Below are 26861 nucleotides of genomic sequence, written 5' to 3'. Positions count from 1 at the left end.
AGGGCGGGGGAGTCTGCATCTGTAAGTTCGCTGCGCGAACGGCTCCGCTTAAAAATTCCTACGCTTCGCTTCGGAATTTTTCAAAGAGTGGGGAGGAGTCTGCATCTGTAAGTTCGCTGCGCGAACGGCTCCCTTCGGTCGCTGTTTTTGTTTTGCTTTTTTTGGCGGCCAGCTAGCGCGCGCGTTACAGCAACACATTTTTATTTAGATTTCAAAAATTGGGGGGGATTTTTTTGAATCAAGCAAGACTGTTTGGCAATTTCGATTTTTGAGTCAAGCAAACCTCTCCGCTTAAACAGACGCTCATCGCGTCTGTTTAAGCGGATTTCATTCAAAGGATTGGATGCAGGAGTGGCAGATGCAACCGGAACTGTAAACAGCCGGTACAAACTGAAAATAGAAAACAGCAGATACAAACCAATATTTGGAAAACAGCTGCTGCACCGTTCAAATTAAAAGTGGCGTTGCCATCCTAATCGGAATGAAAATGTGCCGCCTTAATGCGCGCGTATGCCGCCGCCGAATCAAAACCATTGGTCTAAGGTCGTTTTCTTTTTTGCTGATCTGGCCGCATTCAATTTTTGAGCCGCGTTCAAAACCCGGTCTTCGGAAAAGTCGCGTTTGCGGCATAAAAACTCAACCATTTTGTCCGCATCCGGTTTTTCCCATTTGAGCACGTAATCGGTCGTCACCGGCGGATGTTCAAAAAACGCTTTTGCCGAATGATAAGCCGGAATCAGGTCTTCTTTGTCTTTTGACCGGAGAATTTCATCGACCGTTCCTTTTTCCTTAATTAACTTGAGAGCGGTTTTCGCGCCGACACGCTCAAGTCCTTTGTTAAAATCCGTGCCGACACACAAAGCGATGTCAATGAACTGTTCGTGCGTGATTCCAAGCCGCTGCAAATTTTTGCTCAAATCGACTTTTTCGGGCACAACATCCACATAAATGCTTTTTCCGGGAAGCTTTCGTTTGCCGGAGACTGTTAAATTCCGAACAACCGAATTGGCGCCGAAAATGAACGCGTCATAATCCTGAGACGACACAAAATCCACATCTTTTTTTCCAAGCATAAAAGCCGCTTGCGCTTCGCCTTCCGACGGACTTTCAACAATCGGAATGCCCATCATGGACAAAAGCATTTTTGACTCGTCAATCACTTGCGGGTCAATGCGGGCGGATGCTTGCGCGTATTTGTAAATTTCAGCGGCGTCGCCTTTCTCAACCGCCAGCTTCCATTTTTCATGCGCCTTGTCCCGAAGCTCACGGCGCTTTTCAATTGTTTCGGCTTTCAGTTCCGGCGGTTCGCCGTCAAAAACAAAAACCGGCTTGATGCCGGCCTCCGCAAAACTCGCCGTCCGGTATAGAAGTCCGGTCAGATGCGAGGTGATGTTTCCGTTGGAATCGGAAAGCGCTTGCCCGTCCCGCCCGCGAACGGTGGTCACAAATTGATAAATCACATTAAAAGCGTCAAAGGCAACGATTTTTCCATCCAAATCTTTCATGGAAATGTCGTCCCGTTCCAGCAAATCGCCGATATCCGCACCCATTTTTTCACCAAGAGGAAAAAGGAAAACGTTCTATAAAATGATTTGGAGGCGGACGGCATGCGCGCGCGTTATAGCGACAATTTTTTTCAAGTTTAGAAAAATCGCGGGCAGTTTTTTTGAAATAACAGGCAAACCCTCCCGAAAAATCAAACGCTTTGCGTTTGATTTTCTCGGATTCCGATGAAAGATGGCAAAATTGGAAACAGCAGATGCAGACTGAAAATAGAAACCGCAGATGCAGACTGAAAATAGAAACCGCAGATGCAGACTGAAAATAGAAACCGCAGATGCAAACTGAAATGAAAGATTTATTCAAAAATACAGACTTTCGTCCATCATTTTAGAATCATTCAAAAATCGATTGTGGTTATGAGGGTTGTGTTGTGATATCAATGACAGGGCCTTCTGCCGCGTCGAATTTAGAAACAGTTAAGATATTTCCTTTGCGCTCAACCAATGTCGCTTCAGAAATTTTAATTTGCCGCGCCCCATCTTTACATTTGTGGACAACCAATAATTTTTGTCCTTTTTCAGGGTGGTCGCCGAATTTATTAACCATGCTTGTGACGACTTGCTCAAATTCCGAATAAATTAATATTTCGGTTTTGTTCGCTTGTTTTCTAATACTGCCAATCGGTTCAACCGTAAGGAGCATATGCAGATTCCGTTCCTGTAAATGAAGTTTTATGTGAAATTCAAAATTTCATTAAATTTTCATTTTAAGATATTTAAATTCACTTTTGATAATTCAATGATCATTCTGCCAAAAAGGCATCAGACATCAACTTATCGTTAGTAGTCGATAATCAATTCGCAAGTATATATGTATTTCGTTGATGAACGTAATAATGATTGATGATTGGTATAACAAGACTCTGCCTCTATACTTCGAAATTTTCGAGGGCAAGCAAGGATACAGACAAAAAATGAACCGAAATGAACAAAAAAGTGTCGAAAATTCGGGAAACTGTCGATAAAATGAAACGGAAAAATGAAAAAATAAATTATTCATTCACAACAAAAAGTCCCGGAAACACAATGGTATAATTTTCCGTCCCCCAGTTTTTCGCATAGACTAAATATTTATCCCCGACCTTCAAATCCCAAGCATCCGGATAATACGACTCCGGCATGACAAACTGATCAACCTGCCCACCCTGAACTTGAATCGTGACATCTTTTGTTTGCGGTCCTTTGACCCAATCATTAACTTCAAAAACAACATCCGTATAAATGTATTCATCCAAACCGGGAACTGAAACTTTATCAACTTCATAAAAACAGGTTTCGTTTCCGTATCCGCCTTTTCCAACGATCGCTGACTCCGAATACAAAACCGCCGGTGTATTTCCGTCTGATGTCGACCAAACCGAGGGGCGAACTTCTGTGACCGTTCCGTAAAAAATTAAGTCGGCTTCCGAAGTAAGTGTTTCATTTGAAAAACCGGCGCCGCAAAAATTTGTCCATGTGCTGTACCAGAGCAGGCCGTCACCGCGAGGAATATTGTCCATGGCACCGGTTTCAAACTCGGAAATATCTTTTCCGAGAGGATTGAGCGAATCTTTGGGTTCACCGACACAGCCGGTTGCCAAAATCGAAATCAAAAGAATGATTCCGATCCCAATGATTTTGAGTTTCATAGACTTCATCTCTTACGGTTGAAAAAATAAAGAATTAAAACCAATGTTAAGGCACAACTTTTCGAATTCCGGATGGCATAATCAAGTCATATTCATCCGAATATTCTTCCAAATAGAGCAAATATTGTTCTCCTTCCTTGAAATCCCAATATTTCGGGAAATCGCCGCCATACATGACAACATTACCGACTTGACCGCCCGGTAAATAAAGATTGATCACATCAGGAGTTTCCCCTTTGACCCGTTCGTCGACCGTGAAATAAACGTATGTATAAATTTCATAACTGCCGGCGTCGAGATACTCTTCCGATTCCGTTTCATTTGTGAGATAGTTCATCCATTCCCGAGTTTGAATTTCACCCAAATTCGGCTCGGCTCCGTCCGGCGTTGTCCAAAAAGAACGAACCTCTTTCACTGTGCCGTAAACCACAACGTCGGACCAATTTGTGACATTGACCGGATCATAAGAAACATAGTCGACATTGGAAGAAATGCTGTTGAACTTGTAAGCCCGAACGCTCAAATTGTCGTTGGGTCTATTATCCGGATTGGAAAAGAAACTGACCGTTTTGATGTCGGTACAATCAACGGCAATCGGTTGACCGGAATAATAGTCTTGAGATTTCCGATTGCTGTTGATTTCATTGATGTCACAAACAGTTGTGCTTGTATCGTCGGAAGAACTGTTCAAACAGCCGCCCGCAAAAACCGACATCAAAAGAAGAATTCCGACAACAATAATTTTGAGTTTCATTCGTCTTACCTGCTTATATTTTTAATAAAATGAAACTGTTATTCTCTTTCTTAAATGTTTTTAATTTATCAAATAATAATATAATAAATATATAAAATTAAAAACATGATCATATCGACCATTTCTCATTTCAATTTATTGACATCTTAAACCATCCGCAGATTTTTAAAACTTGAAACAAAAATGTGTCGTCATAACGCGCGCGTATGCCCCGCCGCAAAAACCAAAAAAAAGTAAAATGTAAATGAAACAAAATGAAAAACAAAAAAGAAAACAACCGACAAAAAGAATGTCAGTTGTTTCATTATGGAGAAAAAACCCAAAAAGTTATTTGTCCAACTCGAATTTCGTGCCGTAGTAAAGAATTCCGTCCTCACCGTCGCTGCCGAGTTTTCTGAACACGGAGTGAACGCGCTTTCCGATGTCGGCTTTTTCGGGCTCGTCCACAATTTGCGTGGTTAAGCACGGGCCTTCGTCCAACTTGACAATGGCAAGCGTGTACGGAACCAAATCGTTGAACTCGTCGGATGTGGTGTGGGTAATCGTATACGTCACGATTTCACCGTTTCCTTTGAATTTGTATTGCTCCATCTCACCGTCTCTGCGACAGTTCGGGCAAAGGTTTCTGATCGGATAGAAGTATTCATTACATGTTTTGCAGTGGGACCCGACTAAGTTGTACCGGCTCGCCTGCTCTCTCCAGAATCTTGGTACTGTCATTTAAATCACCTCTCGTTTGAGAAAATGTGCACAACAGCCGTCGCGCCCGAGCCGCCGACGTTGTGAGTCATGCCGTATTTTGCGCCGTCCACTTGACGTTTGCCGGCGTCGCCGCGCAGTTGTGTCACGGCTTCGACGGCTTGTTTGACGCCGGTCGCGCCGACCGGGTGTCCGCAAGATTTGAGACCGCCGGAGGGGTTGACCGGAATTCGTCCGCCGAGTTTGGTTTCACCGTTTAAGGAGACAACGCCGCCTTTGCCTTTTTCGGCAAATCCGAGGTCTTCAATCGCACATATTTCAGCGATGGTGAAACAGTCGTGAACTTCGACGAAGTCGATGTCTTTTACAGTGAGTCCGGCCATTTCATAGGCGCGCTTTCCGGCAACAACCGTCGCGTCAAGCGTTGTGATGTCACGGCGGTCATGAAGAGCGATGGTGTCGCTGGCTTGAGCGCTGGCTTTCACATAAATCGGTTTGTCCGTGTACTTCAAGGCGTCTTCAGCCGGAACCACCACAACAGCGGCCGCGCCGTCCGATACCGGGGAGCAGTCCAAAATGTGAAGCGGGTCCGAGACCATAATGGATTTTAAAACCTGGTCGATGGTGATTTTGCTCTTGAATTGAGCAATCGGGTTGTGCATTCCGTTCTCATGGTTTTTCACGGCAACCGCCGCCAATTGTTCGCCGGTTGTTCCGTATTTTTTCATGTGCAGCTTTGCGATCATCGCGTAGATGCCCGGGAATGTCGCTCCTTGAATGCCTTCCCACTCGCGGTCCGCCGCAGCCGACAAAGCGTCGGTGGCGCCCGACGATGAAATGTCTGTCATCTTCTCGGCACCGGCCGCAATGGCCACATTGCTGTAACCGGAAGCAACGGCTTGAATCGCTTGGCGCAACGCCAAACCGCCGGAAGCACATGCCGCTTCCACACGGGTAGACGGAACGTGAAGTCCGCGCGCCAGACCGGAATAGTCCGCAATGAGCGCTCCCAAGTGTTCCTGTTCCACGAACCGGCCGCCACTCATGTTTCCGACATACATGGCGTCGATTTCTTTTCCGGAAATTCCGGCGTCTTCAATCGCACCGATACCGGCTTCGACAACGATGTCACGCAAGGACCGTTCCCAAAGCTCTCCGAATTCTGTCGTTTTCGCACCGACAATTGCAACTTCTCTCATGTTATCCCTCCTCATCCGAACTTAATTTTACCTTTGTGGTGCGCGTATTTACCGTAGCTCAAGTAAATCGGGTCGGCCAGAAGTTGCTGAACGGACGGCGCCAAGTTTCTCTTGGCTTCGATTTTGTCAGTCACAAGAATGCTGAACGCATCGGAACCGGCACCGGAACCATAGGCGGTTGCAAAGATCCGGTCGCCGGGCTTTGCAATGTCAAGCGTTGCGGCAATTCCCATCAAACAGGATCCGGAGTAGGTGTTTCCGAGTTTCGGAACCACGAGTCCCGGCTGGATTTGTTCTTTGGTAAATCCGAGAAGCTGGGCGGCCCGTTCCGGGAATTTGCCGTTGGGCTGGTGGAAAACCGCATATTTGTAATCGGACGGGTTGGTTCCCATCTTTTTCATGAGGCCTTTTGCGCCGCTGGTGACGTGTTTGAAGTAACCGGGGTCACCTGTAAAACGGCCGCCATGGCCGGGATACGGTTGCCCTTCACGCCGCCAAAAGTCGGGTGTGTCGGTTGTAAAAGAGTATGTGTCTTCGATGATGGCGACGAGTTCGGATTCTTGGCGTCCGATCACAAAAGCGACACCGCCGGCTGCGGCTGTGTATTCTAAGGCGTCGTTTGGAGCGCCCTGAGAAACGTCAGCGCCGATCGCAAGTCCCAAATCAATCATGCCGGAACCGACAAGTCCCATACAAACTTGAACGGCTGCCGACCCGGCTTTACAAGCAAACTCAAAGTCTGCTGCAGTCATATCCGGTGTCGCGCCGACCGCTTCGGCCACAATCGTGCTGGTCGGTTTGACCGCATACGGATGGCTTTCAGAACCGGTGTAAACCGCGCCGATTCTTTGCGGGTCAAAGCCGCCGCGTTTCATCGCGTTTCGCGCCGCTTCGACGGCAATCGTCGCCGCGTCTTCGTCAACATCGGGAACCGATTTTTCATAAACTTTCAAACCGGCTTTTAAAATTTCGGCGTCGCCGCCCCAAACACCCGCGATTTCTTCGGTTTTAATTCGGTATTTGGGAATATACGCGCCATAGGAAACAATTCCGACTGTCATTTATTCACCTTTATTTTTTAAATAATTTCATTAAAAAAGCTTAAAGTCAAAAAAATTAAAAAGAAAAGAGGAGCATTTCAAGAACGCTCCCCGATCTTTTTGAGGTTCTAGAATTCGTTTTTTACTTTTGTTTTTATTTATTGTTTATTTTGGGTTTTTGAGAGAATTTAAAGATTCTTAACGGTTCTTTAAATTTTATTTTAGTTTGGTATTTTGTTCGTTTTTTCGTTTTTGTTTCTTCAAATTTTTCGTTTTTTATTTTAAACCATTTCTTTGAGTTTACCTCTGAAACTCTGAAATTGTGCTTCCAAATCAAGAGGCACGATTTCAGAGAACTTAATCTCACAAATGAACATGAGGTATATAAATATAACGTAGGTGACTTCGTTATTTGACGAAAAAACCGGTGAAAATGATTTCAAAAAATACGGTATCGACGAAGTTAAAATTTTATAAGGGGGAAGTAGAGGCAAATTTAAAAAATAAAAGGGACCGAAAGAACCATATAGCCAAAATTTCGGAAATAATATAATATTATATTAATAAATGAATTCAACAACGTTTTTTATTCGACGAATATGAGAATAGATGAAGTGCATACTTAAAAAATCCTCCGCTTCGCTTCGGAATTTTTCAAGGACGGGTAACGATGACAACAATAAGTTCGCGTCGTGAACGGCTCCCTTTGGTCGCTCAGCTTTTTGTGAACGGTTTTGTTGCCAATCAATCCCTCCCGAAAAATCAAACGCTTTGCGTTTGATTTTCTCGGATTCCGATTCAATGGATTAAGTACAGTTATAGCAGATGCAATCGGGACTGTAAACCGCGGATGCAATCGGAACCGTAAACCGTAGGTACAATCTGAAAAATTAGAATGGTTGATTTCGCTCAAAAAGAATGAAAAAAAGAATGCCGGTTTTTATTGATTTTCCGATAAATGTGCCGCCATAACGCGCGCGTCCGCCGCTGTGCCAAAAAACAAAACCGGTCAGATTCCTTTGATGGAATATTGTCCGTATTTTTTCAACTCGGCAATCGCTTCGCTGATGTCTTTTGTGGTACAAAGGAGCGGGATTCGGTCAACTTCCGCCATTTTAACAGCCATCGGGTCCACTTCATCTTTACCAAGCCCATGTAAAACGATGGCGCCCGGCTTTAAATTCGTCACCCGGATGGCGACGAGCGGAGACTTTCCGGTTGACACTTTTGTAAAAATCATGGCGCGGTCGGTACTCCAACCGTACAGGCGCTGAAATTCATATGACGACATTTCCAAAATGGAACGTTTGCTGTCGACGACGGAAAAACCGTAAAGCGGGCGCTCCATGCCGCGGTAAAGGACATGAGCGTCAAGAAGCGACACCAACTTTTGAAATTGAATCGGGATGGAATATTCGTAAGTGGAATAGATGGATTCTTTGGAACTGTCATTGGTAAGCATTGTTTCATAAGCATGAATTTTTTGCCCGCCGCGCTCGGTATCGATTGCCAAAAGAGATTCGACGATTTTACTGACCATGAGCGTTCCCGGAGATTTTCGCCGGCCGCTTTCATAGTCGCTGATTACCGAGGGTGAGACTTGAAGCGCGTTTGAGATATCGGTTTGCGATACTTCGAAGTTGAGACGCCATTTTTTGAGGCATTCGCCGGGCTTTTCGGAAAGTGTAATCTCTCCGGCCATCTTTTCGGCAAGCCTTTTTTTCAAATTTTCAAAAGCTTCGTTGTCTGTCATGACGAACAAGAAAAGGCTTGAATGAAATATAAACTTAACTCACCTTTTTTCAAAGGTTGACAATTAAAAAACAAAAACAACAGGCTTTTTAAAAACCGAATTTTCGGACTTTTCATCGCTGAAATTCATCGCATATAAACCTGTCGATTTTGAAAAAATGAAAAAGAAGATGAATAACCTTTGTTTTTTCCGATTTATGACACAAAATAAAAATTCTCAAGATTCGGTCATAGAAGAGACTCAAACGTATTGTTTTGAAAAAAAGCAAACCTATACAACCGTGTCAGACATCCGGTCTTGGTCAATTTGTCCGCGCCTGTTTTTCTTTAATGATTCATCCCCCAAAAATAAAAAACGACGGAATGAGAACGATGGAAACGATAAGAATGGCGGGGACGATGAGATATCCAACAGTTTCCTCTTTCAAAAAGATCCGGTTCATTATTTTGAATCCGAATTTTTAAGAGAAATGTGTTTCTTTTTACCGGAAATGGTGATCAGCGCCGCTCAGGAAAATGAAAACGGCGATATTTTAGATTTTCGCAAACTGGAGAAAGACATCAAGCAACTGGCCGATGATTTAAAAGAAGAAATGAAACTGTGGATTCCGAAAAAAACAGACTCAAACGCGGAATTGGCCAAAACAAAACCGGCGGACGAAATTTATAGTTTTTCGGAAAAACCGGTTTGGGACAATCTTCTTCAAGGAAAGCAAAATCCGGTCTTCTTGTCTGCGATTGTCGCCGAAAACGCGGATTTTGGTTATTCGACGTCTTTTGAAAGCAGCAAACCCGTTGAGAAAATCTCACCAAAAAATGAGTCCGCCATTGATGAAGCTTACGAAAACACAATCCGCCAAATTCCGGAACTGGTTCAAAACGTTTCCAAAACAATCGAAAGCCACGGCTTTTCAATTTATGAAGCAGCGGCAAATCCGATCCACACGAAAGCTCTTTTTTATTTTGAAAAGCTGAATCTGTCGGGTGCGCCGCACAAAATCATCGTTCTTGACAACAAAATTCTCCCATATTTGATTAAAACGTCAAAGGCGCCTCAAAATGGAATTTGGGAAAAAGATAAAATCGCGGCTGCTGCATATGTGCTTCTTCTTGAAAACAAGTTCGGAAAAACAAATGTTTTCGGCAATTTTGCCGTAGATTATGCCGGAGAAATAAGAATCGGACGCACTCGCTTGGAGGATAAGAAAGCCGTCTTTCGAATCTTGCGGCAAATGAAAGAAACGAAAAACGGAAAAATGCCCAACGCTCGAAATATCCGGTTTTGCGACCATTGCGATTACAAAGAAAAATGCCGGCCGAAGTTGACATCATTTTTTTCAAAACTTTTCGGATGAAAAATTTCGGACAAAATTTCAACATTTTTTTAAAGATTTTTCAAACAGAATCCAAAACAGAATCCAAAACAGAATCCAAAAAAAAACCCAAGACAAAACCCAAGACAAAAACCAAAACAGATTTCAAAACAAGTTTGGGAATTTTTAAATAGAGAAGCGGTATAGTTATGAAAATCAGTCTTGGAACAATCGGAAACAGATTAAAATCGGTTGAAACAGAAAAAATTTCAGGAAACGGACAATGGAAATCGGAAAAGTGCCGCACGATGTTTTAAAAAATATCGTTTTTGACAAATTGAAATTCTTCGACCCGGACGTCATGATTAAACCCGGAATCGGCGAAGATTGCGCGGTTTTAAATTGCGGCGAACAGTTGGCGGTTTTATCCTGCGACCCGATCACCGGCGCGTCCAAAGAAGTCGGACGCCTTGCCGTTCACGTTTCCTGCAACGACATCGCGGCGTGCGGCATTCGTCCGCTCGGCCTTTTGGTCTCCATTCTTCTTCCGCCGGGAACAACAGAAAACGATCTTGAAAATCTCATGACTGAAATTGCGGAAACGGCAACCGCGATTGGCGTGAGCGTCATTGGCGGCCACACGGAAGTGACCGATGCTGTCACCCGCGTCGTCATTAACATGACGGCGATTGGCATTTCCAGGAAAGAAAAGATTATTTGTTCATCCGGCGCAAAACCGGGCGATAAAATCGTCGTCACCAAAACCGTCGGTCTTGAAGGAACCGCCATTATCGCGAACGAAAAGGAACCCGAACTCAAAAAAGTGTTCGGACAGCAATTTGTTGACAAAGCCAAATCCTGCATCACCCAAATCAGTGTGGTGGAAGAAGGAATCGTTGCCGGCGAAATCGGACCTGAATTCGTTCACGCGATGCACGACATCACGGAAGGCGGTGTTTTCGGCGCCGCTTGGGAAATGGCGGAGGCTTCCGGAGCCGGTGTGATTGTTTTTGCCGACAGCATTCCGGTTGCGTCCGAAACCGAAACAATTTGCGGCCATTTCCGGCTCAACCCTTGCCGGTTCATTTCAAGCGGCAGCATGATGGTGGCAACATCCAATCCCGAGTTGCTGATTGAAAAATTGAATGAAAAAGGAATTCGAGCAACGGTTGTCGGCGAATTTTTGGAAAAAGCGGATGAACGGTTTATCGTCAAAACCGGCGAGAAAAAGATTTTAGAGCCGCCAAAATCGGATGAATTATATAAATTAGATTAACTTTCTATCTTTTTCTTTTTAAAAGACGGGGGTCGGCATTGGCGCGCGTGCAGCGGCACCGGCAAAAACAAAAATTCGATTTTTATGATTGCGCGACAATCCGATTTTCGGTATTGAGTTGCATCTGCTGTTCCTATTTTCAGTTTGCATCTTCTGTTTCTATTTTCAGTTTGCATCTACTGTTTCTACGATAATCCGATTCAATTCGTCGGAATCCGAATAAACAGATGCGATACGCATCTGTTTATTCGGGAACGTTTGCTTGAAAGTTTAAAAAGATCGCACGAATTGTTTTGACATTTCAATAAGGGCTTTGGCTTTTGAAATCCAAATAAAAATGTGTTGCCATAGCGCGTACGCCGCTGCCGCAATCAAATAAAACAAGTAATAAAGTGAAATAAATCAAAAAAAAAGCCGCCTGCCAAACGGCAAACGGCTTTCGCTAGGAGAAATACGCAAACGTCGAAATTACTTGTATTTTGCGGTTTTTGTGTATTCAACCAAGGCTTTCAAATTTTCCGTCGGAGTCGCGGTCACGATACCGCAGCCGACTGTCACAATGGTTGCGCCTTCGGCAAAGGCTTCTTTGCAGCGGGCGGTGACATCGGCCGGGGTGCCTTTCCAGAGGAGTTGAACCGGGTCGAGGTTTCCGACGATTTTTGCCTGCTTGGATGCGGCAGCTGCGGCTTTGATGTTGACTTTTTGGTCAACGCTGATACCGTCAACGCCGGCTTTGTCCATGAGAACGATTCCTTTTGTGGTGTCGCCGCAGATGTGAAGAATCGTGGAGACATTTAAGGCGCGCATGGCGTCCGCGATCTTTTTGTGGTACGGAACTGCGAATTTGTCGTAGAATTGGTCGCCGAGGAGTTCGTAGCTGGCCGTCGGGTCGATGATAACGATGGTGTCCGCGCCGGCTTTGACCATTTCGGTCGCGTATTTGATACAGAAGTCGGTAGACATGTCGAGAAGCGGTTGAACAACCGGGTCGTCCATCATGATTCCCATAAACCAGTTGTCGCCGTTGAGGTGCTGGGCGAGGGAGAACGGACCAATCATGGAACCGATAATCGGAAGCTCTTTGCCGTATTTGTCGGCCAAGATTTTGACGGATTTAATAATTCTGTCGACACGTGCGTTGCCGCCGAATTTGAAGTTTTTCCATTTGTCGACGTCTTCCGGTGTTTTAACGCTGTGTCCGACGACGGAGGGCTGTTGTTCGCGGGTTCCGGCTTTTAATTTGCAGCCGAAGAATTCCGCTTCCGCAGTGATGTCAAACGGCACACGGACCGCTTCAAAACCGACGACGGTGTGGGCAGCTTCCGCCAATTTGGCGAGCATTTCAGGGTCTTCGTGGGCTTCCGGCCAGAAAATCTTAACGGCTTCCATTTGTTCGACAGTTGCGGTTTGTGTGAAACAAACGGCCGGCATTCTGTCAACTTCCATTCCTCTTAAAACGCGGTATAATCTTTCTTTTGGTGTGTATGTTGTCATTTTGAGTTCCCCCATGACGAATAAAAATTCCGTACTTCAAAATTTGTCCTTTGCATCAAATCCAATGAATCCGACGCATCCGGCAATCTGACCAGTAAGCTGATCAGTTCTACTTATCAGTTTACGTTTATCTGATTTTTGAAGTTTTGAAAGAAAACAGCGAAATCATTAACTTTCGTTAATTTTCGCATTTTTTCGTTCAACTTTTCAACCATTTTCAAAAAATGATTAAAATCCAATTTATTTGCAAAAACAATTGCAAACGCCATGTAGTGCATTTCAATCGGATAAACTTACACTCATAAAGCCTTGAAGATTTTTAAATTTTATCCTGAATTTTCATGATATAGCGGATAAAAATTATACATGAGGTGTTAAATTATTACAACGCTGTAAAAATACAATAGGTTTGAATTATATGCGTCTGTTATCTAAAAGAGTCGAAAAGGAAATAAACCTAAAAAACGAATGACATTGATTTATTTTTTCAGTTTTGTCTGCTTTAAATGATGGCATCGGGCAGTATATTATTGAATAATTGTATACGATGTTATTTGTATGCATTATTGATGGACAGTATGCTGTTTTTACGCTAAAAAATGTAAATTGAGAGAGGGAAAAAATGTACGTTATCGCACTCGATCTTGGAACCAGCGGTTTTCGCGCGCAGCTTTTGGATCCGAAAACAAATGAAACAATAAAAACCGTCATCACCATGGGCCACCCGCTTCCCGGCGGAAACGTCATTGACCATTTGGAATTCGCCATCGTCACCGGCGAAGATGTGGCCAACGAAGTGATGCTTCAAACCGTGAAGAAAATGCTGAACGCCTTTGGCGTCGACCCGAAAGAAATCGATTACATTTCGATCTGCGGAAACCCGATTCAGTTGTCTCTTTTCCAAAACATCGAAATCCGCGACTTGGCTTACGCCGGAAAAACAAAGCAAAAGGCATTGGGCATTGAAAACGTCATGCGCGATGCCCGCATTTTCCCCACCAAAGAGCTTTTCGACGGCATTTGCGACCTGGGCGACTGCCAAATTATTGTTCCGCCCGCCATCCAGCACGAAATCGGCGCAGACGCGCTTGCCATGATGACAGAAACCGATTTTAATGTTCAAACCAAGCCCTGTATGGTCACCGACTACGGAACAAATGCCGAAATGGCGATTAAAGTCGGCGATAAAATTATTACTGCCAGCGCTGCCGCCGGTCCTGCGATTGAAGGCCAAGGAATCCCGTGCGGAATGCTGGCCAGCCCCGGCGCGATCAGCGACGTCAACTTGGAAGGCAACTACTGGCGCTTAACCGTTCTGGATGAAAAAATGCAATCGTCGATTGGCGACCTGATCAATCCGGTCACCGGCGAAATCATTGAAAAAGGCGCGATCCGGCCGATCGGCATTACCGGAACCGGTGTTATTTCCTGTATGTCGGTTGCCCTCAAAAGCAAACTGATGACCAAAATTCCGAAACTGCCCAACGGCAAAATCATTCTCGGAAAAGATATTGAGATCACCGAAAAAGACGTTGTGGAAATCGGAAAGGCCATCGGCGCCATCCGGGCCGCCCAGTTGACACTCATGAAAGCCGCCGGTCTTGGATACGACCAATTGGAATACGCCTATATTTCAGGCGCGACCGGCACTTACGTGGACGGCAAAAAAGCCGCCTACCTCGGATCTGTCCCGAATTACGCGAAAAATATCATCCAATTCGGAAACACATCCATTGGTCTCGCCCGCAAACTTGCGATTCATCCGGAGCGGTTGGACGAAGTGTCCAAAATGGCAAAAAAGATTACAGCCGACCACTTGATGATGGCAACGTCTCAAACGTTTAAAGACATTTACATTTGTGAGCTGTCCTATTGGGAGCAGGGCATGCCGATGGAAATGTTTGACGAGATGCTCAAAGCATTCAAAATCGAACCGTTTCCGCACAATCTCCCCGACCCGAACGTCGAGCGCCGCGTGGTCCGCGATATCGACAACGTCGGAAAAGAAGGTATTCAAATGGTGGAACATATCGGCGTCTACCTGACCGCTCCCGCTTACGGCTGTATTTTCTGTCACAAATGCGAAAAAATCTGCCCGGAAAACGCGATTGTCGTTGAAAAGCGTGACCCGGACAACTACATCATTATTGACAGTCAGAAATGCCTGGGTTCCAGCTGCAAGCGCTGCATTGCCGGATGCCCGAAAAATGCGGTGAACCACTCCATCTTGAAAGTTGTTCGCAAAGAGTAAATAATAACCAAAACCGGGTTTTGACGGCGTCAAAAAAATGTGTGCTGTAACGCGCGCGCAGGTTGCCCTGCAAAAAGAAACTGAAATGAATACTCATTTCGTTTCTTTTTAAAGGATTTATAAATGACAATTATTTGTAATCCGCTTTCACAACGCCCAAAATTCTTCCCGCTGTTTTTTTGCCGATACCTTTGACCCGGCAAAGGTCTTCTTCCGTCGCGCCAAAAACATTTTCAAGAGACCCGAATTCATTCAGCAGCAGTTTGGCGACGTGCGGCCCGACGCCCGGAATGGATGACAAAATATATTCCTGCTGCTCTGCCGTTGTCTTGGCAACTTTTTTGCCGTGCGGGTTGACGCTTTTCTTTTCGTTGATTTGCTCTTTTTTCGCCATCATTTTCAGCAACTGTGCCGTTTCTTCTTCGTTTTTGGTATAAAAAATCGACACGTTCAAATCCATTTCAATCGACAAAAGAGCGCCGCGAATGGAATTCGGATTAATCATATGTCCGGCTGTGATGTTTTCTTCGCCTTCCACGATCAACGCCGGTTTTTTGTACGTTCTGGACAAGTCAACTAATTGCGAAAACAGATTACGCTTTCCGTCTAAAAGAGACGCGGAAAAGTCAGCGACGCTTTTTCGTTCGACGGCCATCTCATCGCTGATGACATAATCGCCGACTTCCAATTGCGCCATTTGAAGTTCAACGCCTTCCGCCTCCAAACGTTTTCGAACCCCGCTTCTCATCTCACGGTTATCAACCAATATTTTCAAGGTTTGAGAATCTGATTTTTGGAAAAAATTGCCGGTTACAGCGGAAGAATCAGCCGGATTTTCATCATCAGCCTCAATTTCAATTCTGTCGTCTCCCGTCGAATTATCTTTGAATTCAAGATCTTCATTGATTTTGAGTTCGTTTTTAGTTTCCTTTTCCTTCCTTTGGGTTTGGTATTTTTCCTTGAACTCTTTTTCAAAATCCGAAAATGTTTTTTGCGGCTCTTCCTCTTCTTCTTTATCGGAATAAGCCTTTTGAAGATTTTTCATTGTCGAAAGCATTTTTTTCTCTTTGCTTTGGCTGCTCCAGCGGTAAGCTTCGTCGCGGGTGCCTTTCGTCACCAAAACAATCACGCGTCCGGTTTGGAACCGGCCGGTGCGTCCTTTTCGTTGAATACTTCGGACTTCCGACGGAATCGGCTCGTAAAAAAGAACCATATCTGTGGCCGGAATGTCCAGTCCTTCTTCAGCGACGGATGTCGCAATCAGCACATTAAATTCGCCGCTTCGGAATTGATCCAGTATTTCCGTCTGCTGCTTCTGAGTCAGTCCTTTGTCCTTATGGCGCGAGCCTTGCCCGACAAAACGAACCGGGCGGATGCCGGAAATATCCGAGAGCGCTTCTAAGACGGTATTGGCGGTATCTCGGAAGTTGGTAAAAACAATGATTTTCGACTCCGGAAATTCCGTCAATTGCTTTTGAACAAATTCCCGGACGGCGTAAAATTTCGGGTGTTCAACATCGCTGTTTTCTGCCAAATGAAGCGCTTGACGGAAATACAAATCGTGGACGAGCCGTTTTGCCGCTTTGCTTGAACTTGATGACGACGCTTCACTTTCCAGTTTTCTGAGATAAGCAAGGAGCGGTTTTGTGCCTTGTGTTTCAATCAGTTCGACGGCATGCTCGATTTTCATAATTTCCGCCAGAACCGAAATCGCCGAGTAAACGTTAGAGTCGACGTCTCCGGATTTCATTTCGTTCGCAAGCGTTTTTTGAAGGGCGAGTAAATCTTTTTTGGCGACATATTTGGTTCCGAGAGAGTAGCCGTATTCGGAAAGCTTTTGGAGTCGGTCGTCAAGAACCCTTTTGAGAGCCGTTTCAATGTCCGCCATTTCTTTCGGGAGGGACAGCATGATCCATTCCACTTCTTTTTGATGAACATACGGTTTGATGTCGGCATCGTTTTCGGTTTTAACGATTACGTTTTCAATCGACAGGGTTTGGCAAACGTCGGATATTTTTTCATCTTCGCTGCCGGGGCTGGCTGTAATTCCCAATATAAGCGGATTTTTAGCGGTTTCCATATACTTTTGCGCAATATACGTGTACGCGTAATCGCCAACGGTTCGGTGCGCCTCGTCAAAGACAACGCAGGAAACGTCGTTCAGAGAAATTCGGCGGGAAAGAAGATCGTTTTCAATCACTTGCGGCGTTGAAATGATGACTGTGGCTTCGTTCCAAATGTCGCCGCGTTTTTCCGGGGCAACGCCGCCCGTAAACGCCGCAACTTTTCCGTCCCCGAGTTTTAAAACGCGGGAGAAAAAAGAAAAATGCTGCTCCACAAGCGGTTTTGTTGGCGACAGCAAAAGGACTTTTCCGCCGGCGCGTTCCAGCCGGGCAACCATAATCAAAAGCGCGACAACGGTTTTTCCAAGAGACGTCGGCAAAACCACCAGTGAATTCTTTTTTGTACAGCCGGAAGCAATATTGAGTTGATAGAGGCGCTGCTCAACAGCGTTTTCCAAAATCAGCGGATGCTTAATATATTCCTTTTCCGGCATCGAATCAACTCTCAAATGATAATTTAAATTGACAGAAATCTGTCTGAAATAAATGTTCTTAGGGAAACATTCCTTAAATAGTTGAAGTTGACGGAGTGAAACTATTCAACATAATCAAAAAACAGCCCGCAGCTCTTTGATGCTGACATAAATGTGTCGCTGCACGCGCGCGCAAACGTCTCCGTAAAAAACAGAAAGAAAATGAAAAGAGGCGTGAAAAAGGTGAAAAGAAGAAAAAAGAAAAATTATTTTTCTTTCAGACTTCCGGCGGAATCGTTTCCAATTTTCCGAGAATGCTCCAAATCAGAGTTCCGGTATGCATCGGAAGGTTCGGGTCGGAGCTGACATCGGATAAGATGGAAAGTCCGGACGTCGCCCGTAAAAACAGTTCTTGGTCTTCGTTTTGGAGAATTGAAATAATTTCCGTCACCGAGCGTCTGATATTTCGCGGAACGGACGTATCATTTGCAATCATATCCAGTTCCGCCACACACTGCGCAATTGTTGACTTGTATTCGTCTGCTGACATTTGAATCACCGTAATTTTTGATAACAATAACAAAACTGCAAATCTTGCCGGAACCCGGGTGAGCGCATCTCTTTCATTTTGAAATAATCCTCAAGCCGATGGTAAAGCAATAAGGAAAGACGATAACCGGAAAAGGCTTTGAGATATTGAATATTTTGTTCAAACTGCGACAGTTCAAAGCACTTTCATGGACAGAGATTCCGAAAAAGCAAGTTCGCATCAATGAATTATACGATTTTTAAAGTTTCAGAAATAATTGTATGAAACGTTAGTCCTAAGAGATGCATCTATCATTTAAATCTAACCTTTAAAATTTAAAGAAAAAGACGGGTCTGCAATAAACAAACGAAAATGAGAACGAAAAATCTCATAAACAAAATATATATAAAATCGGATGAATAAAAATGATAACTTAACAATGACAAATCAATCAACAACAATTTATTATAAAAGCAAAGACAATTCGGCATGAAAAGATAAATCAGGTGAAAGAATGAGTTCAGACGACGATATTAAAAAGATTGCCCGCTTCCTTGAAACCGGCGGCACGATGTTGGCCAATCACTGCGACATTTGCGGTGCGCCGCTTTTCCGTTTTAAAGGAGAAATCATTTGTCCGCTGTGCAGCGGCGCCGACACCGATGAGCCGTCAAAATCGGTTTCCGAAAAATCAACGCCGGTGTTCTGCTCGGCAACACTTCCGGCCCAAAAATCCCCATCTCCGAAAGTGATTCAAAAGCAGCAGCAAAGACAAAATCGCGATGACGATTATGTGGTGGGAGAACGTGTTTATTCGGCCGCCGAAAACCGTCTTCGGGAATTAATCCTTCTCAAAATTACCATCATCGCCGAGGATGTTCAAAACGAATCCGATCCGCGCCGCATCGCGGAATGTTTCGATTTAATCGAAAAAGGACTCGACATGATTGGAAGGCTTTACTGACCTTCCTTTTATTTATTTTGGCGTTGTTTTTATTTTTGTTTATTTTCATCTTTTTCATTCATCTTTTTTTGGTTCAAAGTTGTCGTCCGGTTTTTAAATTCATTTTCAGAATCCGATGGGTTGATTCTTTTTTTGCGGCGGCGGTTTTTCGGATTAAGCCGTACGGCCATTTTTTATTTTGAAATTTTATTTGCAGCGGCTGTTTTTGTTTTTCATCGGCGCTTTCATTTCCGATTTGTGCCAGTCGGGTGCGATGCAGATTGCATCTATGAATGATATATCCAACTCTTTTTATTGAAATCCGATTAAACAGACGCGAAACGCGTCTGTTTAATCGGGAGGGTTTGGCTGACTCAAAAATAAAAAATGCAGGAAACTTCTTTGTTGAAATCGAAAAAATGTAAGCCGATTTTTTTAAAGGAATTTTATTTATTCTTTGAAAGATTTATGATTTTGTTTTAAAATTCGGGGGAATCATCTTGAATCAAAATTCAAATGCAAATTTAATATCGGAGTCCGATGTCAATCAAAAACCAAAAGCGAATATTTTGAAGATTATTTTCAACATTGTTTTTGTTATTGCCATTTTATTTTTTTCAATTTGTTTGGCTATTTTGGAACAAACAACCGAAATGGCGACGTTCATGCTTTTCGGTTGCATTTTGTATGCGCTTTTTAATTTGGATTCTTTAAAAAGCATCAAAGGCGGCGGTCTTGAAGTGGTTATGAAAGACATGGCGGAAATTAAAAAATCGGTTGAGGAGACGAAAAATATGGCGGCGGATTCCCGGAGAGCTTCAATGAAGGCTGAAGAGGTTTCCTTGGAGACGCAAAAAGCCGTTTATGAGGTTGAGTCGCAAGTGAGAAGTGTGAGAATGGTGAGGAGTGGGGACGAGATAAAAGGGTGAAGGGATTGAGATGCCGGTCAGTAAATATATTGAAAATTCAAAAATGACGGATTCGAAGTTTAAAATTCTTGTCCGCTTTTTTTTAATTGGTCTTCGGGCAGATCAAATTTCACAGGTTTTAGGATTTGATTTGGAAACTGTTCAATGCTAGATTTTTGAAATTCGATAGAGGCTTGCAAGATATTCGGATGAGGTCTCAAGAGAATGCGTGCCTCCTGATGATTTCAGTCATTTTCATTTAAATTCAAATGAAAGTGTGATCGGTCTGATTCAAAAAAATAAAGATGTTTTTATTCGAACATTACCGGATTGTTCAAAAGAAAAAATTCAAAAATGGATAAGTATCAGAGATTCAAATCCACTTGAAGCCGTCTACGGCGGGTAGGTTGATTTTGATTTTCATTATTATCGGGTCAAAGATGAAAGAACAAATACAGGACATGTAAAGCTTGGAGTTTTGGATAGCTTCGTCGCTTTTTCAAAGACATGTTTTAAGGACTATTCCGATTTTTTGGGTTTTTATTTGTATCTGAAGGAATGCGAATTTCGGTGGAATTGCCGGGAAAATGACAGCTATTTGAAAACATTAAGTGTTTTGAGGAAAGATAAGTTGGTTTTTTGATACAAATTCATCGTTTTTTAAAAACATTTATATATTTATTGGATTTAATTAGCTTAGCAACAAGAGTTGTTTCAACAAAACAGGTGTCAACGGTATAGTGTTTTTGAATCAAAAACCAAAAACATTCGCGCTTATACATAAAATACCGGCGTCGGGAAGTCTTTCCTACTATTGATAACCTTTTTAGGTAGTGAAATGTATGAACAGGAACAAAATGAGCAGCGTATGCTCTCACAAGAGGCTGGTTTTATGATCTCTGTAAACCGGTTGAAAAGACAAATAATTGAAAATAAATTTGTAAAAGCGGAGATAACGCTTCTGTTGGCGTTGATGCTTTTCAATTTTATTCCGGGAATCAATCAATTAATTGTTGACCGTTTGCTTTCCGGTTTGGAAAGCAATGTCTTAAACATTGCCGGCCAAATTGAGTGGTTTGATTTGATTAATGAAACGTTGCTTGCGTTTCTGACAATTCCTTTATACTTCTTATTTAATGAGGTTGCCAAGGACAAAGAGATTTTTAAATCCCGCATTGTACAGGTTTTTACGATCGGATTTTTGCTGTATCTTGCAGCAGCGATTGTTGTGTATCTGTATGCAGGTTCACTTTCTATTTACATGAACGCGCCTCCGGAGAGCACTCTTTATCTCCAAATGGAGACGATTGGTTTTATCGCGGGATTTGTGAGTTCGTTCATGTATGTCGTTTTTGTCGTTCGTGGGAACTGGAAATACATTATTTCCCTCTTGATTGCAAAAGTCGTTATGCTTTCAATCGGTAATGTGTTTCTGATTCCGGATTACGGCGTCTTGGGGCTTGCAACGACAAACATTATGTGCAACATCATTTTGTCGGCGGTTTCAATTTTTTTGTTGTACAAAGATGGCCTTCTTCAAACGAAAATATCATTTGAGAAAAAAACGCTTCAAACATGGGCACGAGTCGGTTTGTTTTCAGGCGGCCAAATCTTTCTGGACAATTTGATTTACATGCTCATTGTCTGCAAAATGGTCAATGCCGTCTCTTCCGCCGGCGTTTATTGGCTGGCGAATAATTTCATCTGGGGATGGCTACTCATTCCGATTGCAGCATTCGCTGAAATCGTCAAAAGAGATTATACACGCGGCTACTCACGGATTTATAATTACATCTTGTTTGTCGCAGGCATTGCCGTTTTATGGCTGCTCAGCTTCCCGCTGTGGTCGGTTATGTTTGAAGATGTGATTCATGCGCAAGAACCTCAGGTCATTCTGGACATTCTGTACATGCTGGTTCCGTTTTACGTAGCATATGCTTTGGCCACGGTTTTTGACGGGGTTCTCGTCTCTGTCGGAAAAACCCGGTATTTGTTTGCAAATTCCATTTTGGTCAACATTGGTTATTATGGAATTGTTTATCTGTTGTTTTTGACCGGAGTGTTCACGGCTTCGATTCCCTTCATTGTTATGATGTTCGGATTTGGAATGTTTGTTCATTTGATCTTCAGCATTGTGTTCTTTTGGGATGCGAAGAGGAAGTTTGGGGGACAGGGTAAAAGATATGATAATCGAAAAAACATAAAGACAGATGTTTTAAGAATACGATTCTCAAAACATGATATGGTAATGGTTTTATTAAAAAAAGAAATTAAATTTTTATAAATATTGGAAGCAGAGAAATCTGCTTCCGTATATATTATTACTTTTTATTTTTTGCGGCAGCACTTTGAGCGCGGCTTGCAAAATCTTGGTTTGTACCGGATTTTGTTGCATTTGATTGAATGCGTGATGCATCATTTTGAGTCATTGGCTTTTTATCGGCCATAGTTTTCACCTCCATAAAATTTATTCAATTTTAGCTGGTAAGGCAACACGGCTTTTAACCATGCTTGAAGTGACCGCATTGCTTTGGTCAACTACCATTTACGAAATAAATTATTCGTAAATACTAATATCAAATAAGAATATTTGAGTTAGCAACATTATTTAATATATCCTATTATTTAAATCTTATTAAAAATTATGTCGGGCATTTGTAAAAGTCACAACATGAGAGTTTTTTCCCATAAGTCCTATATTCTGTCCACCATCTTTAAAATCTTTGAAGAATTTATTAATATTATTGGGGAATGATATGAATATTGGTAAACCGTTTATCAAGTGGGCCGGGGGTAAACGCTGGTTTGTTAATAATCATTCAAATCTTTTTCCTCAACAATACAATCGATACATTGAACCATTTTTAGGTGGTGGTGCTGTTTTTTTTTATTTGAAGCCTGAAAAAGCAATTCTGTCGGATATCAATTCTGAACTAATTGTCACTTATGGTGCATTACAAAAAGATTGGGAAGCCGTTGTGAAAATATTAAAAAAACATAAAAAACTTCATTCAAATAAATATTATTACAAAATTCGTTCTCATAATCCTTTTGATAATGGTCAGAAGTATGATGAATTTCAAATCGCTGCTCGCTTTATCTATCTAAATAGAACTTGTTTTAATGGAATTTATAGAGTAAATAGCGAAGGTAAATTTAATGTTCCGATTGGAACAAGTTCAAGCATAATGTATGACACGGATGACTTTGAATGCGTATCTAAAATTTTAGAATCCGCAAGGTTGTTCGATGATAATTTTACTAAAACTATTTCAAAGTCACGAAATAATGATTTTATATTTGCTGACCCACCTTATACGGTTAGTCATAACAATAATGGTTTTTTACAATATAATGAGAAAATATTTTCATGGGAAGATCAGATTAAATTATCCGAATCTTTAGCAAGGGCAAAGGATAGAGGAGTAAAAATAATTTCTACAAACGCAAATCATCCAGCCGTCCTGGACCTATATCTTAAAAATGATTTCAAAGTAGACAAAGTTTCAAGGTACAGTTCGATTTCAGCAAATCCTCGAAACAGACGTCAATATGGTGAAATAATAGTTCAAGCAAATTTATGCGATTAAGCATGGGTGTGAGAATATGGGAATTGAAACAATGACAATGGCTGATGCAATTGAAAAAACCCCGATATCTTTATTAACTGCATTTTTAGAAAAACAAGAAAAATATGAAAAAACGCAACAATTATCAAAATGGCGTTTTGTCGGATATGTTTTGGAGCTTGGATTTGATTCCGCCAAAATTATTACTTCCGATCCATATAAGATTGCTGTTGGTGGAATTCCCAGAGGATCGTTTATTATAATGGTTCCAGAAAGTTTTGAAGGGCTAATCCCGCATTTTACTTTATTAAGAGTTACAGGTGTTGCAACAACTCCTTTAAGTTCTCAGGTCCAGCAGACATATTTTGAGTTGCATAAAAAATCAATGCCTGAAATAGATATTTGGACACAAAGTGAATTACAATGGGGTGCTTTAGATTGTGATGTTTTGGGAATGTTTTATCCGGATCCTGAGAATTTCAATAAATTATCTTTTTCCGGTGATGTAAACAATGTTGTCAGCGCTCATAAATATAAAGTGTATTCACCTGACGCTCAACTTTTGGATTTGGTTGTCAACTCTTTGGTGAAAGAAGAAAACAAAGTCGAAATTGGAAATTTGCGAACAATGGAGTGTAAATTGAGCTCCTCGGAGAATCCGATTTATCAAGTTCCTGTACAAATTTCAATGAAAGATTTTATGGGTTGCCGTACAGCCATGTTTGGAAAAACGAGACTCGGAAAATCAAACGTTGTCAAACTTATAATGCAAGGGATGCTTGATGCTACGGTAACGGATAAAAATGTAGGACAACTTGTTTTTGATGTAAATGGTGAATATGCAAACGATGGGGAACAGTTGGATATAACTGATACAGATGTGGAAAAAAATAGTTTATCAATCTGCTCGGCTAATAAAGAAAGGTGTGAAATTTATGCTCTTACAAAGCGTTCAACCACCGAATCAAAAGAATTAAGACTTAATTTTTATGAAAATCCAGAAATTTGCCTTGGTGTTTTAGCATCCATGCTTGAACAAAGCGGAAATAATTCAGGATATGTGAAAGGATTTTACAGTTCAGAATTGCCATCAATTGAAGATGTTGTTTCAGAGAAAAAAGAAAATTTAAAAATAAGATCCATTCGAAAAATTCAGATGTATTGGGCAATATTAAAAAAGGCCGGTTTTCCTTCCAATGAGTCAAATTTGAAAAAATTAAATCTTAGGGCAAAGTCGACTTTTGATTTTAATCCCGGATTCAGTGAGGAATTGAGGGCCGCTATAGAAGTTGATATCAACCAGATTCCCAATACATTAGATGCATTAGTAAATGAATTGGAAAAAATAGCAAAATTTGTTCATGAAAATGAAAGTTCTTCTTTGTTGTTAAGTAGTAGCGGCAATGCATTGTTTGATTCAGACGACAAAGCATTTTTAAAGTTTTTACGTCCAAGTTCTTCAAATAGCAGTGGGCCAAGCATTTTGAGAAGTTATATCAAATATCATAGTCCAAATGCAGGTGATTTCATTAATGAAATCCTTAAATCTTTAGATCAAGGGAAAACCGTAATTTTAGATTTAGGGAATGCAAATAAGGAAATTAGAGAATATTTTTCAAAAATACTATCTTCCGCTGTTTTTTCTCATCAAGAAATAAAATTTGTAAATAATAAGTTGGGAAATCACTTTATTGAATTGTATTTTGAAGAGGCCCACAATCTTTTTCCAAAAGATGATGATTTAACTGGGGTTTATGCTCGATTTGCAAAAGAAGGTGCTAAATTTCATATCGGTATGGTTTATTCGACTCAATCTCCTTCAACTATTAACAAGGAATTGCTTGTTCAAACAGAAAATTTTTTTGTCGGACATTTATCATCAAAATATGAAACAAAAGCATTATCCGATCTTCAAATTTCTTTTGCGGGCGTTGAAGAGGATATTTTACGTTCAAAAACTCCCGGATACATGCGAATGTTGACATTGTCTCATCGCTTTGTAATACCCGTTCAGGCTTATTTGTACGATCCTAAAATTGGAGAGGAGATTTAATGCCATATCAAAGTACGGATCAACGACTGCCAAGTGAAAAAGCCTCAAAACTCGGACACTTAACAGTCATTGAAAGTGATTGGGTTAGATCATTAGTAAATGATTTTGAAAATTTAGATGATTCTGCTCAGTGTGTTTCAAATATTGCCTGGGTCAAATTTCCTCATGAGGCAGATGCATTAACAAATATTTGGGCCGTTGATGGTTCGCATGTTGTTATCCAATCGGGCTCTCCTCCACAAAAAGAGTTGGCATATATAAAAACTGCACTATTAAGACTAGACAAATCAAAAATAGATAAAATTGATAAAAAGAATCCGCATCCACTGCAAATGAAAAGAATTATGGATAATTCTGCATTATTCCATTCAACAGTTCTTCCGCTTAATAACATTCGCACAAGCAAAGGTTCAAATTACAATTCGGTGAGAAACATCATTTTTGAATCGATTAAAATAGATGAAAATGGTCAGTATTATGAAACTTTAAAGTGGCTTGTTTATGAAAAATGGCTGCCTGGGAACGATCTCAAAAAATCACCTAATTTTGATTGCCCTCATTGTGACTTGGAAATTGCCGGTTTCCTGTTTGATGAAGATAAAATGAAGTGTCCGCATTGTAATAAGGAAGTTTTATTGACTGATATGTTAGGGTTTCATTTAGACATGAATGAAGAGAGTGCTTCTCACTCGATTGTTTCATCCTATATGCTTATTGTAGAAACTTTAATGCTTTTCACACCAATTCGACTTTTTTGGAATTATCAAGATTTGAATCTCATATCCAACGTCCTATTTATTAAAGACGGGCCTTTGAGTTTATCCAGTCAATATAGTAAAATTGTCCCCTTAATTCGTGATTTTTTACAATTTGCATCTGACCAGAGGCGCCCTGTTCACATTATCGGGTGTGAAAAAAGCGGTAAATTTTTTGACCATTTAATGAGCATAAGACAATTTTCTCCACCTTTAAACAAAGAGAATACTCCTTGTTATTCTGTATTATCTCATGGTTACATTGTCGATGAGGTACAACGTCGGCCACGTACTAAAAACCAATATGGTTCCCGAACAAACTGGGGAGAAAAAGTTTATGTGAAGTTGGAGCCGAATACTTGCATGGTTCTCAACATTCCAACAGGCAATTACAACAACGAAGATGTCGATTTCCCCAAAGATAGTGATATAATCGGATTAGCTCGCATATTGGCCACAATTCCTGCATTAATCAGCCGAAAGTATGAAGGTGCTTTATATCCAATAGCACTTGTAAATGGCATTGCTTCAATGTCCAATTATCCTTCCGCAAAAATATTGGAACATTTCACGGAAAGCAATATTCGGAGATGTTAAATT

21 protein-coding genes are annotated in these 26861 nt (G+C 41.8%); 9 read left to right on the top strand and 12 right to left on the bottom strand.

Going from position 1 to position 26861, the window contains the following annotated elements:
* Nucleotides 1-524 precede the first annotated feature (524 nt).
* From fen to MsAc7_RS05085, 8 genes are all read right to left on the bottom strand, one after another.
* Entirely contained in the window at nucleotides 525-1550 is a 1026-nt protein-coding gene (gene fen, locus MsAc7_RS05120) for a flap endonuclease-1 (protein WP_338101853.1), read from the bottom strand.
* A gap of 367 nt (nucleotides 1551-1917) precedes the next feature.
* Nucleotides 1918-2205, bottom strand: a complete 288-nt coding sequence (locus MsAc7_RS05115) for a hypothetical protein (RefSeq protein ID WP_338101852.1) — start codon at nucleotides 2203-2205, stop codon at nucleotides 1918-1920.
* A 349-nt stretch (nucleotides 2206-2554) separates the two neighbouring features.
* Nucleotides 2555-3190, bottom strand: a complete 636-nt coding sequence (locus tag MsAc7_RS05110) for a hypothetical protein (protein WP_338101851.1) — start codon at nucleotides 3188-3190, stop codon at nucleotides 2555-2557.
* Between the two features lie 46 nt (nucleotides 3191-3236).
* Complete coding sequence (locus MsAc7_RS05105) at nucleotides 3237-3944, bottom strand: hypothetical protein (protein ID WP_338101850.1); 708 nt, start codon at nucleotides 3942-3944, stop codon at nucleotides 3237-3239.
* A gap of 327 nt (nucleotides 3945-4271) precedes the next feature.
* Entirely contained in the window at nucleotides 4272-4664 is a 393-nt protein-coding gene (locus MsAc7_RS05100) for a Zn-ribbon domain-containing OB-fold protein (protein WP_338101849.1), read from the bottom strand.
* Between the two features lie 5 nt (nucleotides 4665-4669).
* Entirely contained in the window at nucleotides 4670-5842 is a 1173-nt protein-coding gene (locus tag MsAc7_RS05095; RefSeq protein ID WP_338101848.1) for an acetyl-CoA acetyltransferase, read from the bottom strand.
* 11 nt (nucleotides 5843-5853) lie between these two features.
* The gene (locus MsAc7_RS05090; protein WP_338101847.1) at nucleotides 5854-6903 is read right to left on the bottom strand and encodes a hydroxymethylglutaryl-CoA synthase; all 1050 of its coding nucleotides are present in this window, start codon (nucleotides 6901-6903) and stop codon (nucleotides 5854-5856) included.
* A 988-nt stretch (nucleotides 6904-7891) separates the two neighbouring features.
* Nucleotides 7892-8635, bottom strand: a complete 744-nt coding sequence (locus tag MsAc7_RS05085; RefSeq protein ID WP_338101846.1) for a helix-turn-helix domain-containing protein — start codon at nucleotides 8633-8635, stop codon at nucleotides 7892-7894.
* A 196-nt stretch (nucleotides 8636-8831) separates the two neighbouring features.
* Between MsAc7_RS05085 and MsAc7_RS05080 the strand changes: the two genes are divergently transcribed.
* Both MsAc7_RS05080 and MsAc7_RS05075 read left to right on the top strand, forming a co-directional pair.
* On the top strand, nucleotides 8832-9989 hold the full coding sequence (locus MsAc7_RS05080) for a CRISPR-associated protein Cas4 (RefSeq protein ID WP_338101845.1): 1158 nt from the start codon (nucleotides 8832-8834) through the stop codon (nucleotides 9987-9989).
* 241 nt (nucleotides 9990-10230) lie between these two features.
* Nucleotides 10231-11223, top strand: a complete 993-nt coding sequence (locus MsAc7_RS05075; RefSeq protein ID WP_338101844.1) for an AIR synthase family protein — start codon at nucleotides 10231-10233, stop codon at nucleotides 11221-11223.
* A 468-nt stretch (nucleotides 11224-11691) separates the two neighbouring features.
* Here MsAc7_RS05075 and MsAc7_RS05070 read toward each other — a convergent pair whose 3' ends face one another.
* The gene (locus MsAc7_RS05070) at nucleotides 11692-12717 is read right to left on the bottom strand and encodes an MtaA/CmuA family methyltransferase (protein ID WP_338101843.1); all 1026 of its coding nucleotides are present in this window, start codon (nucleotides 12715-12717) and stop codon (nucleotides 11692-11694) included.
* A gap of 622 nt (nucleotides 12718-13339) precedes the next feature.
* On the opposite strand from MsAc7_RS05070, the gene MsAc7_RS05065 reads away from it, so the two are divergent.
* Complete coding sequence (locus MsAc7_RS05065) at nucleotides 13340-14968, top strand: methylamine methyltransferase corrinoid protein reductive activase (RefSeq protein ID WP_338101842.1); 1629 nt, start codon at nucleotides 13340-13342, stop codon at nucleotides 14966-14968.
* A gap of 130 nt (nucleotides 14969-15098) precedes the next feature.
* Here MsAc7_RS05065 and MsAc7_RS05060 read toward each other — a convergent pair whose 3' ends face one another.
* Nucleotides 15099-17525: a DEAD/DEAH box helicase gene (locus MsAc7_RS05060; RefSeq protein WP_338101841.1), complete on the bottom strand. Its 2427-nt coding sequence runs from the start codon at nucleotides 17523-17525 to the stop codon at nucleotides 15099-15101.
* Nucleotides 17526-17781: 256 nt separating this feature from the next.
* A complete protein-coding gene (locus MsAc7_RS05055) occupies nucleotides 17782-18054 on the bottom strand; it encodes a stationary phase-response protein (RefSeq protein ID WP_338101840.1) in 273 nt (90 codons plus the stop codon).
* A 493-nt stretch (nucleotides 18055-18547) separates the two neighbouring features.
* Between MsAc7_RS05055 and MsAc7_RS05050 the strand changes: the two genes are divergently transcribed.
* From MsAc7_RS05050 to MsAc7_RS05040, 3 genes are all read left to right on the top strand, one after another.
* Nucleotides 18548-18997 (top strand): Sjogren's syndrome/scleroderma autoantigen 1 family protein, encoded by a 450-nt coding sequence (locus tag MsAc7_RS05050; RefSeq protein WP_338101839.1) that lies wholly within the window; start codon nucleotides 18548-18550, stop codon nucleotides 18995-18997.
* Between the two features lie 479 nt (nucleotides 18998-19476).
* The gene (locus tag MsAc7_RS05045; protein ID WP_338101838.1) at nucleotides 19477-19905 is read left to right on the top strand and encodes a hypothetical protein; all 429 of its coding nucleotides are present in this window, start codon (nucleotides 19477-19479) and stop codon (nucleotides 19903-19905) included.
* Between the two features lie 871 nt (nucleotides 19906-20776).
* Entirely contained in the window at nucleotides 20777-22168 is a 1392-nt protein-coding gene (locus MsAc7_RS05040; RefSeq protein ID WP_338101837.1) for a hypothetical protein, read from the top strand.
* 37 nt (nucleotides 22169-22205) lie between these two features.
* Here MsAc7_RS05040 and MsAc7_RS05035 read toward each other — a convergent pair whose 3' ends face one another.
* Complete coding sequence (locus MsAc7_RS05035) at nucleotides 22206-22331, bottom strand: hypothetical protein (protein ID WP_338101836.1); 126 nt, start codon at nucleotides 22329-22331, stop codon at nucleotides 22206-22208.
* 309 nt (nucleotides 22332-22640) lie between these two features.
* On the opposite strand from MsAc7_RS05035, the gene MsAc7_RS05030 reads away from it, so the two are divergent.
* Genes MsAc7_RS05030 through MsAc7_RS05020 form a run of 3 tightly spaced genes read left to right on the top strand, consistent with a single transcriptional unit; the run spans nucleotide 22641 to nucleotide 26858 of the window.
* Nucleotides 22641-23474, top strand: coding sequence for a DNA adenine methylase (locus MsAc7_RS05030; protein ID WP_338101835.1), 834 nt, complete (start codon nucleotides 22641-22643; stop codon nucleotides 23472-23474).
* Nucleotides 23475-23490: 16 nt separating this feature from the next.
* Entirely contained in the window at nucleotides 23491-25506 is a 2016-nt protein-coding gene (locus MsAc7_RS05025; protein ID WP_338101834.1) for an ATP-binding protein, read from the top strand.
* Complete coding sequence (locus MsAc7_RS05020) at nucleotides 25506-26858, top strand: Rcat domain-containing protein (protein WP_338101833.1); 1353 nt, start codon at nucleotides 25506-25508, stop codon at nucleotides 26856-26858. Before MsAc7_RS05025 ends, MsAc7_RS05020 begins: the two co-directional genes overlap by 1 nt.
* Nucleotides 26859-26861: the final 3 nt, after the last annotated feature.

The organism is Methanolapillus millepedarum, from assembly GCF_032594115.1.
Lineage (GTDB): Archaea > Halobacteriota > Methanosarcinia > Methanosarcinales > Methanosarcinaceae > Methanolapillus > Methanolapillus millepedarum.
Note: the sequence above shows the minus strand (reverse complement) of the source record. Positions and strands in the feature narration are given on the sequence as shown.